We start from the raw sequence: 14,408 nt of genomic DNA on the forward strand, positions 1-14,408 counted from the left end.
AATTCTGGTTTATCAAAAGGTTCGCAAGCCTCGTCTATTAATTTCTTTTCAGCAGCATTGATTTGCTCTTCCGTAGGTTTTTCTATCTTAAAAATTTCTTTTGCTTTTTCAATTGCTTTGTCAGGATCAGTAGCATCTAATAGATTGCTTATAATGGTGTTCAAAGGTTGTTTGGCAGCATCTTCTATTTCCTGTCTGTCTTCTTTCTCAATCTCTCGAGCAAGCTTTGCAAGTCTACCAGCCAGCGATGTTATTGAATCAGTATCTCTATTGCCAAGAGCAATTGAGAAAAGCAGTTTATCAAAAGGAACGCTTGGTTTTCTTTCAAGAGGACGAGAATCAGTTTTATCATTTTCACACACCCCAACTGCATCTACAATAACAAAATGTGTTTTTTTGTATGCATCAGGGGTCACTGCGTTAAGTTCAGTCTGTGAAAGAATTCGAGTTCCTCTACCTTTCATTTGCTCAAAATAAACCCTTGATTTTACATCGCGCATAAATATCAGGCACTCGATTGGTTTTATGTCTGTACCAGTTGAAATCATATCTACTGTGACTGCAATCCGTGGATTGTATGAATTTCGAAATTCTGTAATCAAATTCTCTGGTTTTTCTCCAGTAATTTTATAGGTTATCTTTTTGCAAAAATCATTTCCTCTGCCGAATTCTTCCCTTACAATGTGCACAATGTCTTCTGCGTGTGAGTCGTCTTTGGCAAAGATTAAAGTTTTGGGGACTTCTTTTCTGCCGGGAAAGATTTCGGTAAAAAGTTTTTCCTTAAATGTCCTTATTACTGTTCTTATCTGGTCTGGTGCGACAATATCTCTATCCAGTTGATTTGGTGAATATTCAATATCATCATCAAGCTGTTCCCATCTCACCTTTCTGGTAAGTTTATCTCGTTTATCTATGTAATACCCTGCTTCTACCTTGCTCCCTTTTTCTGTAATTTCAGTTTTGATTCTGTACACTTCATAGGGCACATTCACTCCATCAGCCACAGCTTTTTCATAGTTATATTCAGAAACAAGATTTTGGTTGAAAAAGCCAAGTGTTTGCTTTGAGGGAGTAGCAGTCAGTCCAATGATATAGGCATCAAAATATTCCAGTACCTGTCTCCATAAATTGTAAATAGAACGGTGGCATTCATCAGTAATGATAAAATCAAACGTTTCAATCGGAATTTTTGGATTATATGTAATTTCTCTGGGTTGCTCTTCCTCTGGATATATTTCAAAAACCGACTGCTCTTCCAGACTCTCATCAAATTCTGCTTCGCCTTTTAACATGGAGTAGAGTCTCTGAATTGTGGTAATGCAAACCCGACTTACAGGGTCAATCACATTGGAGGTGAGATGCTGAATGTTATAAAGCTCTGTAAATTTCCTTCTGTCGTCCGGGGTAATAAACTGCTGAAATTCTTTTCTCGTTTGTCTGCCAAGATTACTTCTATCAACCAGAAAAAGAATCCTTTTGGCATTGGCAAATTTAATAAGGCGATAGACGAAATTCACTGCAGTATATGTTTTCCCACTCCCTGAAGCCATTTGAATCAAAGCCCGGGGTCTATCTTCAGCAAAGGCTCTCTCAAGATTCTTAATTGCTTCAATCTGACACCCTCTGAACCCTTCTGTAATGAGACGAGGCAAGTTTCTGAGTCTTTGTCGTAGAGTTTCTTTTTGCGACAGCCACTCTGCAAGTGTCTCCGGATTATGAAATGCAAAGACTCTTCTTGAACGAGGAAAAGGGTCTCTAATATCTCTGAAAAATGTTTCAGTGCCTGTACTTTCGTAGGCAAATGGAAGCGGTTCTTGAACAATGGGTAGATTTTTGGGTATGCTTGCAATATATAATTCAGACTGTTCCGCAACCCCACTTAATGTCGTACCCTCGGGTTTTGCTTCAATTACCCCAATAGCTTTTTTATCAACAAAAAGTAGATAATCAGCAAATCCAGATTCAAGGGGAAATTCGCAGACTGCTACACCAAAGGAAGCGCTAAGATTTATGTCTTTTAAATCCTGTACCCTCCAGCCTGCTAAATTCAGGAGTTTATCTATCTTCTGCCTTGCCTCTTCCTCTGGTTTCATAGCAAATGTTTTTATATTTTCTATTTATACCGATTCATTTTATATAACTAAATAGCAAATGGGCGAATTTTCTAAAAAAGGAAATTATCACAGGGGATGAAGCACCTAAGCGTTTCGGTTTAAAAATTATTCCCATTGGTTGAAACCGCATAATTATCTCCCAAAAAGTGTCAGTTAGTTTAGGTATGCGGCAAATTCTTATTAAAATCATATCATAAAGATACCAAATATATATAATTTCAAACTTTGTTATCTGTCCATGTTTTATCAAAATATAAAAATAGCAAAGAATAAATATATATAGAAGTAGGGGTAATTCACGAATTACTCCTACTTTTTTGAAAGTAAACAATAGTAAACAATTAAAAACATAAAGGGTCATCAGTAACTGTTTACTGATGACCCTTTAAGAACTATAAAATGAAACTAAATGGCTTTATTTTATGCTTACGTATTTAACTTCATTTACAACTTTCTGACCTTCTTTTGAAAGCATAAAATCAATAAATTTAGCGATAACTCCTTCAGGCTTTCCATTTGTGTACATAAATAGCGGCCTTGCTATAGGCCATGAACCATCACGAATACTTTGCGGAGTTGCTGTCTTGCCATTTACCATAACAGCCTTAACGGTTTTGTCAAGATATCCAATCCCAATATATCCTATAGCGTATTTGTTCTTTGCAACTGTCTGCACAGCCTGTCCATTTGAAGCAACCAATAAAGCATCTGCTCTTACTTTGTCGCCTTTTAATACTTTTTCTTCCCAGACTTCATAAGTTCCTGAACTTGTATCTCTTGACACTACAGAGATAGGTCTATTTGGACCGCCAAGTTCCTTCCAACTTTGTATTTTGCCATTGTAAATATCTCTTAACTGTTCTAATGTTAGCTCTTTTATATTCATTGACGGGTGTACTATCGGAACAATACCATCAAGAGCTATTTTGTGACCATTCAAAATAATGTTTTTGGCTTTTGCCGAATTAATTTCTTTATCTTTTGCTTCGCGGGAACTTGTAGCTATGTGGGTAGTTCCATCTATTAAAGCTTTAATTCCTGTACCAGAGCCGCTCCCTGAAACATAAACTTTAATATTTTGATTCTTTTTCATAAAAACTTCGGCTGCCTTCTGAGCAATTGGTAGAACAGTTGTTGAACCGTCTATCTTGATGTCTTCTGCATAAGAATATCCGGCAACAGAAAAAATAAACAAGACTGAAATTAACAGCATTAAAAACTTTTTCATAAGCTCCTCCTTGATTAATTTTCTACATTACACCTGAATTGTTACAATTGTGTTAAATTTTTGTTAAAATTTTATTATACATCTCACCTCCTTAATTTTTACGTTCATCATGCTTGTCGCCAAAAAATTTACCTAACAGATCAAACAAGAAAAGGCTCGGGGTCCTTTTTATGAGAAAATAAATTGCTGTAACCGCTACAACAAACGTCAAGAAAAAAATAGTCACTCTTTTAAAATAATATGTTTTTGTTACATGGATATGAAATCAATGTTAAAATTAAGTTCGGGTAGTTGAAATCAGGATATCTATTTCGTCTTTTAAATCCTCTGTATAAAAAGGGCACCTTTTATGGTCTTTTCTCTTGCAATACTCCTTTAGTTGGAACGCACTCGGAAAATATATCTGTTCCCTTGCCTTGCAGGCAAATGTAAGCCACTTTATGAGATAGGGGCATTTCATATGCATCTAAATCTTTAGACCATTAAAAGTTTATTAGCTCTTCCTCAGAACCTTTGAGAGGAATAGCGGACAGGAATCATAATTTTCGGTTTCGCAACAATCAGACTTTATCTGATTATCAATAAACATTGATGAAATAGAAGCTGTACAGATATTGAAACTGCTATAAGGACACATGTTATCACCAACCTTTCGAGTTTTTTCAAGAATTATGTCAAAATCGTTTCTCATGATAATAGCCTATCAGAAATATGTTACAGGCATATGAAAATAACTTGACATTTTCATTTATTGTGAATAAATAATTGATGTAACAGCTGTCTTGCTTATCAGCTGTCAAAATATTGACAAGTATGAATTTAAAAGAGGAGGCGCCAAAGGAACCTCCTCTAAAAACATGCGTGTATTCAGTAATGTTTATATTACCTCAAAACTTTCTTCATTATAGAAAACAGGTCTGTGTTGTCAAGGGCCTTGCCTAAATAGTGGCTTCCCGGCCCCTGACTCCAGATTATTGTATCACCGGCTGTATGGTCTCCGCTTGTCCATCCTGCTTCTACGATATCACCTGCATTTGACAAGCTGCCATATGGCCCATTAACCGCAAATCCACCGCAGTCATGGTCAGCAACAATAATTACCAGCGTATGGTTCTTGCGGGAAGGTTCTGCATTAATCCAGTCTAAGACCACACCCACGGATTCATCAAATGCGAGGGTTTCCCCGATCTGATAGGTAATATCGTTATCGTGGTTTGCCCAGTCTATCTGGGAGCCTTCGACCATTAGGAAAAAACCATCCTTGTCTTCTTCAAGAATATCGAGTGCAGCCGCTGTCATTTCAGGAAGCGTAGGTTCCTCTTCATTCCAGCTATAGACTATAGGGTCGATCCTGTAGGTTTCAGGAGTCTTTCCGCTGGCAGTAAAAAGACCGAGTATTTTGTTCTTCCTTGCTGCCACCGCAGCTTCCATCTCTGATTTGTTGATAACATATTCATACCCCCTGCTTATTGCGGATGAAATAACAGCATTTTTATCCTGCCCTAAATACTGTTCACAATTTTTGCCAGCCTGATTTGATCCTATGCCACCGCCGAGTATAACATCAACCCCTGTGACCTCAATATACTGACGGGCGATCTCTGTTTCACAATTCCTGTAGTGCACATGCGCAGCCCAGACTGCAGGTGTTGCATGAGAAATAGTTGAGGTAGCAACCAAACCTGTAGCTTTTCCTGACTGCTTTGCCAGTTCAAGGATAGTTGCTGGTGAACCATTAGTATCACAGACCTTGTCACCGTCATTGTCATGACAGGAGATTTCATTATTATTGAATTTTTCTCCACATGCCCATGCAGCAGCCGCGGCGGCGGAATCGGTCACTGTGCTGTTTCTGGAATGAGTTCTCTGATATCCAATCTGAGGTAAAGTTTCAAGATAGAGGGGATTACCATCTGGCCCGTTTTTGAATATGCGAGCCGCTGTCACATTATAGAGTCCCATACCATCCGGCACCATGAAAATGATATTTTTAGCATAGTTGCTGCTTTTTATAACTTCTGTTCCTGCACAGGAAATTCCTGGTAATGCAAGAGCTAAAAGTATTACGATCGATATCACGCACACCATAGTTTGAAAATGTTTTTTCATTTTTTGACCTCCTGTTATTTTTTCAAATCTGTTCAAAAGCGATTTTTGTACCCTCTGCATCTTTTATAAATCGAGGTTGAATTTTGAAACTGAATGTAATATTATGTTTTAAAGCAGAGGGAATGCATTTTACGGTTTGAGATGGTCCTCTTACGGTACACTCAAAATCGATGAAAAATGCAGCCGATACAAATTCCCTCTGCTATTTTTGCTATATGCGTCTAACTTCATTTAATCACCTCCTTTCAAAACTATAGACATTAGATAACGAAATAGGAAGAATGTATCGTGCAAATCAGATTTTAATTATTTCGTGTTACATGATTATTAAAGTGACATTAAAATTTTAGTTAATTTTGAGGAAGATTTTTTTTGATTCGAAGATTGCTCTACATTACTTTTTTAATTATTTTTCAATTTGCATTATGCAAATCTCATTTTTATCGCATCAATAATTCTGTATTTCCATGACCAGACGCCTCTTTCAGGACAGGGTGACAATAGCGAATCTTTGCCAATAATATATCTGTTTCCCCTCCAGACGACAGTGTTAGAAATAATCGGGATAAACCAAACAAGTCCGATAATAAGGTCTTTTATGGGAGATAAAAAATAAAATATCGATTTCATATCTGTCTTTAATATTTTACCTGTATAATAATCTCCTGCAATTTTCAAAAAAGATGCAGAAAATGCCAAAGATAAAGTCACCTTAGTCGGCTCCCATAACAATAGTGGAATGCATGAAATGAAAACCGGATTCCCTATCAGTTCTGAAAAATATTTTATTCCACCGATTTTCCACCTGAGTTTTCCCCATCTTGTATGTCTGTTCAGAAATTTGCGTATCCCCCAGTATTCATTCACATTCTTTATAACATGTTTTGAGAGAATAACTTTCCTTCCCATTTTATGAATCTTCTTGCCAATAATATAATCCTCTGCAAGAACATCCTTTACGCCCTCGAAGCCGCCGATGGACTCAAGGTCTCTTTTTCTCATAAGCATTGACTTCCCCACAACGCATGGCATCTTTAGAAATTTATCAAGGAAACATACACTGCCTATTATGAAGGAATTGAGATGAAGATTCTCAAAGACAGCTCCTGCTGTGCGTCCCCCGACACCCTGTATCAAGTTACTTACAAGTCCTACTTCTGGATCCTGCATATGCATTGCAATTTCTTTCAGATAATTGCCCCCAACCATAACGTTACTATCACTTATGAGTATATATTCATATTTCGCACTTCTATATGAAGGGAGAAGGTTATTTATTTTCGGATTAAGTCCCGCATTACATTGTTCAACAATAATCCTTATATTTTTATCCGGATATTTATCTTTTATTTTTCTCGCTATTTTATATGCAGGATCGTTGTGGTCCTGAAGAGAAAAAATTATCTCATATTCGGGGTAATCCTGGAGACATAGACTCTCAAGGTTATCGAATAGTTTATCATCAAGCCCCTTGAGAGGCTTCAAAATAGAAATAGCAGGCAAATGTAAAGGAGTGTCTTTATCTTTACTTTTATCTGCTCTTTCCCTTAGAGTCAATCGGGTGGCAAGGATTTGAAGACCATATGCTATTAGTCCCAGAAGAGTTATTACTAAGAATATTACAATAAAAAATTTTTCCATAATTTCTCCCTTACTGTGAGGATTTTATACTCGATAAATCCACCATCTCTAAAATGGATGGGCTGATTATCTTTTATATACATAATCGACATCCCTTAATTCCTGAATAATGTTATAGCTACGCCCTTGTTATGCCTGATACACTGTTTTACTGACTGAACATTTTTTTCGCAATTCAGCAGGGTCTTCCATGAATAAAGGTGACGTACCCTGTGGAAATCGCTGTTTGCAATGTAAGGGTATTTACTAAGACTTATGACATTAAAGACATCATCCCTGTTAGCAATCTCCCATGCGTCGATGTATTTAGAATATTTATCCCTGTTGTTCCATAAAAATAAGGTGTTTCTTGTAATTTCAGATGTATGGTGAGGGTGGCAGGCGATGATTAAAGCATCCTGGGCTTTTGCTTCGAGGAATATCTTTTCATAACTCCAGCATGCAGAGATAAAATCCTTTATATCAAGTATCAGGATATGTGCAGATTTGTCAGAAGAGATATAATTCTTGCTTATCTCTATCCCAGGGATGACAAGCATCTGATATTTGTCCCAAGCCCTTTTGGCCTCTTCTGCTAAGCGGGACATGTATATAGAGAAATTATCCTCCCTTATAGACAGATTAAACCTGCGGGCGATTTTCCCAAATGAACTGTCTCCGTTCACAACGTGGTCTGTTATCGCAATGACATCGAAGCCGGCCTGCCCAAAGAGATCGACCGTCCTGGTTAATTCTACTGAACCATCAGAGTATTTTGTGTGGATGTGAAAATCACACAATAACATTAATAAGATAATAAGATATTTTTATTACACACAGATTAAGGCAAAATTAAGTTTGTGTTACAAGCATTAAAGAAGAAATGGTGACAAAAAAAGGTATAATGTAAATGTTGACGATGCAACTGGAGGCAAATTATGCAGGACAATAAAGGAGCAGTCCCCTGGTCATTCCATCAAAAGCCTGAGGATAGCCGTACAGGTATGAATGCTGAAGCAATTAGACAATCAGTGCTTGATAATTTATTTTTCCAGCTTGCAAAGACCCCTCAGACCGCAACAAGAAAGGACTGGTACATGGCGCTTGCATATACAGTCCGTGACAGGTTAATACAGCGGTGGATTAAAACTCAACAGAGTTATACAGAAGATCTTACGGTTGTAGCATATCTTTCTTCTGAATTTCTTATCGGCCCACAACTTGCAAATAACCTCATTAATCTCAACATCTATAATGAGGTCTCCCATGCAATAGAAGAATTAGGAATGCACCTATTCGAACTTATTGAACAAGAGGGAGAACCAGGGCTTGGTAATAGTGGAATTGGCAGGCTTGCAGCATGCTATCTGGATTCGCTCACAACCCTTCAGATTCCTTCAATAGGTTATGGAATTCGTTATGAATTTGGAACTTTTAATCAGGATTTTTCAGACGGCTGGCAAACAGAGTTGACTGATAAGTGGCTTGTTGCAGGCAACCCATGGGAAATTCCACGCCCTGAGATAGCTTATACAATTAAGATTGGTGGACGTACAGAATCGTATTATGACGAGCAAGATTGTTACCGCGTTCGCTGGATTCCAAAATTCTCTATTAAAGGTATTGCATATGATACACCTATTTCAGGATACAGAGTTTCCAACATAAACACACTGCGACTCTGGAAGTCTGAGTCCATTGAATCCTTTGATTACGAAACCTTTAATGCCGGTGATTATTTCAGCGCAGTTAACGAAAAAATTGCATCAGAATCAATAGGTAAAATACTTTATCCTGATGATGAACCTTATGCTGGAAAACATTTACGTCTTGCACAACAATATTTTCTTGTCTCCTGTGGTCTCCAGGATATGATTCGTCTTCATCTGCTGCGCTGGAAAAATATTCATAGTTTTTCTAACTCTTTTGCAGTTCAACTTATTGATACCAATTCTGCAATAGCCGTGGCAGAGTTAATGAGACTCCTTGTTGATGAACATCTGGTAAGCTGGGAAAAAGCATGGTACATAACACAGAATACCTTTTCATACACAAACCATGCAACATTACCTGAAGCACTCGAAAAGTGGAATCTTCCTATGTTTGCGAGTATCCTGCCCAGACACCTTGAAATAATATACGAGATAAATAGACGCTTTCTTGATGAAATATGGCTAAGGTGTCCTGATAACAATGATAAAATCTCTCGCCTTTCAATAATTGACGAGAGTGATCAAAAATATGTCAAAATGGCACATCTTGCAACTCTTGGTAGCCATGCCATCAATGGTGTTTCAGAAACTCAGTCAGAGCTTCTGAAAAAGACGATATTCCCTGACCTTTACGAACTTTACCCTGAAAGATTTCTCAGTATAACCAATGGAGTGACACCAAGGCGATGGATTGTTCTCAGTAATCCAAGACTTACTAAACTTATAACAAATGTAATCGGAGATCGGTGGATTAATCAATTTATCGAACTCAGAAAGCTCGAAACATTTGTTGACGATCTTGACTTTGTGAAAAAATGGATACAGGTGAAAAAAGACAATAAGCATCATCTTGCAAAAATGATTTATGAACGAACAGACGTCCAAATTAATCCAGATTCGCTATTTGATGTTCATATGACGCGCTTTCAAGAATACAAAAGACAGCACCTTAACGTTCTTCATATAATATCGTTGTATAATAAGATCAAGAAAAATCCCCAGGTAGACATTACACCCCGCACATTCATATTCGGGGGGAAAGCTTCACCTGGTTATTTCATCGCAAATCTTATTATAAAATTAATCAATTCTGTTGCTGAAGTTGTAAACAATGATCCTGATGTATCTGAACGCCTGAAAGTCGTTTTCTTTCCCAACTTCAATATAAAAAATAGTCACAATATTTATATTGCTGCTGACCTATCCGAACAGATATCTTTAGCAGGAAGAGAAGCATCAGGAACAGGGAGCATGAAATTTTCCATGAATGGTGCACTTACAATAGGGACTTTAAACGGTTCGAACATTGAAATTCGTGAAGAGGTAGGAGCAGATAATTTTTTCCTATTCGGTCTGACTCCTGAAGAAGTTGTGTCCATGAAATCTCAGGGTTATAATCCTATGAATTACTATAATGCAAATCATGAACTCAAAGAAGTGATTGATCTAATCACTTCAGGATTCTTTTTTAGAAAAGATGTAAACCTGTTTAAACCATTAATCGACTCACTCCTCTGTCGAGATGAATATATGGTTCTTGCAGATTATCAATCATATATCGAAAGCCAGAATCTTGTAAGTATGGCTTTCAAAGATCAGAATAAGTGGGCGAAGATGTCACTCCTTACAGTTGCACGGATGGGAAAGTTTTCATCAGATAGGGCAATACATGAGTACAACGAAAAAATATGGCATGCCGAACCATTTAAAATAGATATAGATATTGATACAAAAAGGAGTTAATTTATGAATACCAAACGTTTGTCTGAGATGGTACAATCCTCATCACTCCTGAGTCAGGTTGTGGGAGCAGAAAAACTCTTCCTTTCAGGCCGTCGGAAACGAGGTGAAGATCTTGAAAGTGCTGTCAGATTTTTTCTTGAATTTCTTCATGGTTTTGAGAGTTTTGATTTTGAAAGCCCATGTGTTACAGTCTTTGGTTCAGCTCGCTTTCAGGAAAGACACCGATATTATGAACTTGCACGTGAACTTGGGCGGGCACTCGCGCAAGCTGGCTATGCTGTCATGACAGGAGGTGGACCGGGTATCATGGAGGCAGCAAACCGTGGTGCAAAAGAGGGCGGAGGACTGAGTCTCGGTTGTAATATAAAACTTCCTTTTGAGCAAAAACCGAATCCATACCTTGACAAATTCATCGAATTTGAGCACTTTTTTGTTCGTAAGGTAATGTTAGTAAAGTATTCATCAGCGTTTGTTGTTATGCCAGGTGGTTTTGGTACACTTGATGAGGCATTTGAAGTCATAACACTTGCACAGACTGGAAAACTTGAACGCTTTCCGGTTGTAGGGATGGTCAGAGAGTTCTGGGGTCATCTTCGTAACTTCATGCACGACACAATGCTGGCAGAAGGCACAATCAGTATTGAAGATTTAGATCTGATTCATGGAGCAAATACGGTTGAGGAAGCCATCCGCATTATCAGTGGTCTATCAAGGGGTCACTTTTAATCAATAAAGTGAAACTAAAAATGTTTCTCGAAGACCTTTCTGAAATGGAACCCATAAATCGAAAAAGTTATTGCCATCGGGAAAAGTCTCGGACGTTTGAACATGGTCCAGAAAAAAAGCTTCCAATACTGAAACCGCTCTTTCCCTATGATACCAAGAATGAACATTGATTTAAGTAAGGCATAAAAATAGTTGAGTTTTAAATTTAGCATCCTTTTCTTGGGAGGCATATACTCTTTTAAAAAATTTTTTACCCTTTTATAATAATGTCTTGGAGAATATATCGTCCTGAGGATTTTTTTGTATCCGTCAATTAGAATATCGTAGTTCATTTTGGGAATAAAGTTGATCGAAAAATCTGTATTGTCACCCGAAGTGTCTTTAAGAAGCCTTTTTTCTTTCTCAAGCCTTTGGTAAAGTCGGGTGCGGGGGAGTGCGTTTAACAGACCCACCATTGCAGTGACAATCCCGCTATTCTGGATGAACTTTATCTGTGTGTCAAAAATGGTAAGGGGGTCGTTATCAAACCCGACAATAAACCCTGCCTGAACCTGAAGCCCTGCCTTGTGAATATTTTTAACACTTTCAAGAAGGTCGCGGTTCTTGTTCTGAAATTTGCTGCATTCTGTCAGACTTTGCTCATTGGGGGTCTCGATACCAACAAAAACAGTATCAAATCCTGCCTGGACCATTAAATTCATTAATTCTTCATTATCTGAGAGCTCTATTGATGCCTGTGTTACAAAGGAAAATGGATACCTTCTGTCCTTCATCCATTCAGCAATTGCAGGCAATATCTCATCTTTGAGCTTTCTTTTATTCCCTATAAAATTGTCGTCCACAAAAAAGACTCCGCCTCTGAAGCCGCATGAGTAAATGCTCTCAAGTTCCCTGATAATCTGATCTTTATCTTTTGTCCGCGGGATACGCCCACAGAGCAGTGTAATGTCGCAGAATTCGCAGTTAAAGGGACAACCTCGGGAATACTGGATGTTTATTGTTGCATAGCGATTTATATTTATAAGGCTCCAGAGAGGAATAGGCGTCTTTCTTATATCTGCCCACTGATCAGATGTATAGATGTGTTTGGGGCAACCATTCTTTAAATCCTCAAGGAACAGAGGTAAAGTTATTTCTGCCTCACCTAATACAAGATAATCGATCTCTTTAAACTCTTCATATCCAGTCGTGAAGAGTGGCCCACCAGCTACAATCTTAACTCCAATGGATTTGCATCTCGTAATGATTTTTTCTACTGATTCTCGCTGAATAGCCATAGCGCTTATAAAAACAAGATCTGCCCACATTAGATCTTTATCATCCAGATTGCTGACATTCATATCAATTAGCTTTTTCTCATATTCTTCTGGAAGCATTGCTGCAACAGTCAGAAGACCCAATGGCGGACTGCTTGCCTTTTTAAGAATAAATTTTAATGCATGTCTGAAACTCCAGAAGCTGTCGGGAAAATAAGGATAAACAAGAAGTATCTTCACTTAGCAGTTCCTATATATTTTTGAAATTACTTTCTGGAATAAATAAAATTTCCATATCTTAACTTTAGCAGTTCATAAAAGTATACCTTATTTAATTGAAATAAACAAGTATTATTATTTTCATATAGATTTTACTTGTAAAATAATCTCCAGATATATCAGATGTCATATGAGCATTGACCATCTATCAGTTTTTTTATATATTTAAAGCAGAAACTATTGTTTCGAAATATAAAAGATAATATAAATAGGGTTTAAATATTTATTTTAGGAGGGAAAATGCAGGATATAGTATCAAAAGGTATATCTCATGGAGTTTATATTGTTACAGTCAGGACAAAAGAGAAAATAAATGGTATGACTGCTGCCTGGGTTTCTCAGGTTTCTTTCCAACCATTGTTGCTAATGGTTTCAATCGCGCCTGCAAGATATACTCATAATCTCATAAAAGAATCTGGTTACTTTGCGATTAATGCTCTTGACGAAAGTATGCAGAACTACGCAGCATCATTCGGTTTCAAAACTGGGAGGAAGGTAGATAAATTTCAGGGGGTCTTTTATTTCGATGCTCAAAACGGTTCACCTGTCCTTACTGATGCTCTTGCTTACTTTGAATGCAGGGTAAAAGATATCTTCTCTGCGGGGGACCATACTCTTTTTATCGGTGAGGTAGTGGAAGCAAAACTCCTTAAAGAAAATACCAAGCCACTGATATTTCATTGGAATGATTATTTTTAGGGGGTTTTTATTTAAATTAGTTCATATTTCAATTTCTTTATTCCAAAATCAATGGCATCTGAATAATTATGCATATATATGTCGAATCTATCGCATCCATGTCTCACGTTCATTCTGTCCTGAATCTCAAAGATTTTATCATTAACCTTTATTTTTGTTCCGAATGGAAGGCAATTATTTGCAACCATCCCTTCACTAATTTTTTTATTACTTGCAGTAATCGTTGGTGAACTGTCCGTTTGAGAAACAGTTGCAGTATATGCGGTGAAAATACCGATTTTTTTCTGTAAATCATTATTGTTTTCTAAAACAAAGGTAAAAATAAAGAACAGCATTCCTATGACAAGGAATTTGCAGACAAAAAATAATCCAATTTTTCTGTTAATCTTCACCTTCTATTTTCCTTGATTTATAATGAGGGATTGATTATTTAATTATATATTTTAATAAATAGGCTTGAGTATTTGTCAAGAGAACCAAGAATCTTAACTTTCAGAATTTCTTCATGACTATTTCTCATCCCTGTTTTCATCTTCATCTTTAGGAGAATAAGTTCTGTAGGAATATTCCCTCATCATTTGTCTGATCCGTTTTCTGTTAAGCGATAGTTCACGATTGGCAAGCAATCCTATAATTATTATGATAATAAAAAAAATGATGAGATATTTCATAATCTCTTATCCCCAACTCGTTAGATATCTCTGAGAATTTTATCATCTTTACGTTCGTATTTCTTTGTGGTATTCTTTTTTATATTTTAAACATAACTTATTCCCGAATACAGTGATAAAAAGTTGTCATTCCGAGTAAAGTGAGAAATCTTGTCGTTCGAGAAAAGATTGCCACGCACCTTTCAGGCGTTTGCAATGACAAACATGGCAAGAAATTTTACAGCTTATCACTGAATTTGGGTTATTATTAA

12 protein-coding genes are annotated in these 14,408 nt (G+C 37.1%); 3 read left to right on the top strand and 9 right to left on the bottom strand.

Annotated elements, in window-relative coordinates; genetic code table 11:
* From HXY53_00420 to HXY53_00445, 6 genes are all read right to left on the bottom strand, one after another.
* Positions 1–2,093 (bottom strand): DEAD/DEAH box helicase family protein (locus HXY53_00420; protein ID NWF75032.1); only part of this gene is annotated, 2,093 nt, incomplete at its 3' end.
* A 436-nt stretch (positions 2,094–2,529) separates the two neighbouring features.
* Positions 2,530–3,342, bottom strand: coding sequence for a phosphate ABC transporter substrate-binding protein (locus HXY53_00425; protein NWF75033.1), 813 nt, complete (start codon positions 3,340–3,342; stop codon positions 2,530–2,532).
* A gap of 493 nt (positions 3,343–3,835) precedes the next feature.
* The gene (locus tag HXY53_00430; GenBank protein ID NWF75034.1) at positions 3,836–4,033 is read right to left on the bottom strand and encodes a hypothetical protein; all 198 of its coding nucleotides are present in this window, start codon (positions 4,031–4,033) and stop codon (positions 3,836–3,838) included.
* Positions 4,034–4,224: 191 nt separating this feature from the next.
* On the bottom strand, positions 4,225–5,451 hold the full coding sequence (locus HXY53_00435) for an alkaline phosphatase (protein NWF75035.1): 1,227 nt from the start codon (positions 5,449–5,451) through the stop codon (positions 4,225–4,227).
* Between the two features lie 423 nt (positions 5,452–5,874).
* Complete coding sequence (locus HXY53_00440; protein ID NWF75036.1) at positions 5,875–7,092, bottom strand: glycosyltransferase; 1,218 nt, start codon at positions 7,090–7,092, stop codon at positions 5,875–5,877.
* Positions 7,093–7,187: 95 nt separating this feature from the next.
* Positions 7,188–7,877: a PHP domain-containing protein gene (locus tag HXY53_00445; protein NWF75037.1), complete on the bottom strand. Its 690-nt coding sequence runs from the start codon at positions 7,875–7,877 to the stop codon at positions 7,188–7,190.
* A gap of 132 nt (positions 7,878–8,009) precedes the next feature.
* Between HXY53_00445 and HXY53_00450 the strand changes: the two genes are divergently transcribed.
* Together HXY53_00450 and HXY53_00455 are read left to right on the top strand one after the other, a co-directional pair.
* The gene (locus HXY53_00450; GenBank protein NWF75038.1) at positions 8,010–10,526 is read left to right on the top strand and encodes a glycogen/starch/alpha-glucan phosphorylase; all 2,517 of its coding nucleotides are present in this window, start codon (positions 8,010–8,012) and stop codon (positions 10,524–10,526) included.
* A gap of 3 nt (positions 10,527–10,529) precedes the next feature.
* The gene (locus HXY53_00455) at positions 10,530–11,252 is read left to right on the top strand and encodes a TIGR00730 family Rossman fold protein (protein NWF75039.1); all 723 of its coding nucleotides are present in this window, start codon (positions 10,530–10,532) and stop codon (positions 11,250–11,252) included.
* A gap of 14 nt (positions 11,253–11,266) precedes the next feature.
* Here HXY53_00455 and HXY53_00460 read toward each other — a convergent pair whose 3' ends face one another.
* Positions 11,267–12,748, bottom strand: a complete 1,482-nt coding sequence (locus HXY53_00460) for a DUF4070 domain-containing protein (GenBank protein ID NWF75040.1) — start codon at positions 12,746–12,748, stop codon at positions 11,267–11,269.
* Positions 12,749–13,027: 279 nt separating this feature from the next.
* On the opposite strand from HXY53_00460, the gene HXY53_00465 reads away from it, so the two are divergent.
* A complete protein-coding gene (locus tag HXY53_00465) occupies positions 13,028–13,486 on the top strand; it encodes a flavin reductase family protein (GenBank protein NWF75041.1) in 459 nt (152 codons plus the stop codon).
* 11 nt (positions 13,487–13,497) lie between these two features.
* On the opposite strand, the gene HXY53_00470 is transcribed toward HXY53_00465, so the two are convergent.
* Positions 13,498–13,878 carry a 3D domain-containing protein gene (locus tag HXY53_00470; GenBank protein NWF75042.1) on the bottom strand — a complete coding sequence of 127 codons (381 nt, stop codon included), beginning with the start codon at positions 13,876–13,878 and terminating at the stop codon, positions 13,498–13,500.
* 117 nt (positions 13,879–13,995) lie between these two features.
* Positions 13,996–14,157 carry a hypothetical protein gene (locus HXY53_00475; GenBank protein NWF75043.1) on the bottom strand — a complete coding sequence of 54 codons (162 nt, stop codon included), beginning with the start codon at positions 14,155–14,157 and terminating at the stop codon, positions 13,996–13,998.
* Positions 14,158–14,408: the final 251 nt, after the last annotated feature.

The sequence above is a fragment of the Nitrospirota bacterium genome, assembly GCA_013388455.1.
GTDB lineage: Bacteria > Nitrospirota > Thermodesulfovibrionia > Thermodesulfovibrionales > SM23-35 > JACAFF01.

Excerpts from the sequence above, each read along its gene's own strand:
- HXY53_00450 (NWF75038.1), top strand. The coding sequence starts at position 8,010 with ATGCAGGACAATAAAGGAGCAGTCCCCTGGTCATTCCATCAAAAGCCT.
- HXY53_00445 (NWF75037.1), bottom strand. The coding sequence starts at position 7,877 with ATGTTATTGTGTGATTTTCACATCCACACAAAATACTCTGATGGTTCA.
- HXY53_00430 (NWF75034.1), bottom strand. The coding sequence starts at position 4,033 with ATGAGAAACGATTTTGACATAATTCTTGAAAAAACTCGAAAGGTTGGT.
- HXY53_00440 (NWF75036.1), bottom strand. The coding sequence starts at position 7,092 with ATGGAAAAATTTTTTATTGTAATATTCTTAGTAATAACTCTTCTGGGA.
- HXY53_00475 (NWF75043.1), bottom strand. The coding sequence starts at position 14,157 with ATGAAATATCTCATCATTTTTTTTATTATCATAATAATTATAGGATTG.
- HXY53_00425 (NWF75033.1), bottom strand. The coding sequence starts at position 3,342 with ATGAAAAAGTTTTTAATGCTGTTAATTTCAGTCTTGTTTATTTTTTCT.
- HXY53_00435 (NWF75035.1), bottom strand. The coding sequence starts at position 5,451 with ATGAAAAAACATTTTCAAACTATGGTGTGCGTGATATCGATCGTAATA.
- HXY53_00465 (NWF75041.1), top strand. The coding sequence starts at position 13,028 with ATGCAGGATATAGTATCAAAAGGTATATCTCATGGAGTTTATATTGTT.
- HXY53_00455 (NWF75039.1), top strand. The coding sequence starts at position 10,530 with ATGAATACCAAACGTTTGTCTGAGATGGTACAATCCTCATCACTCCTG.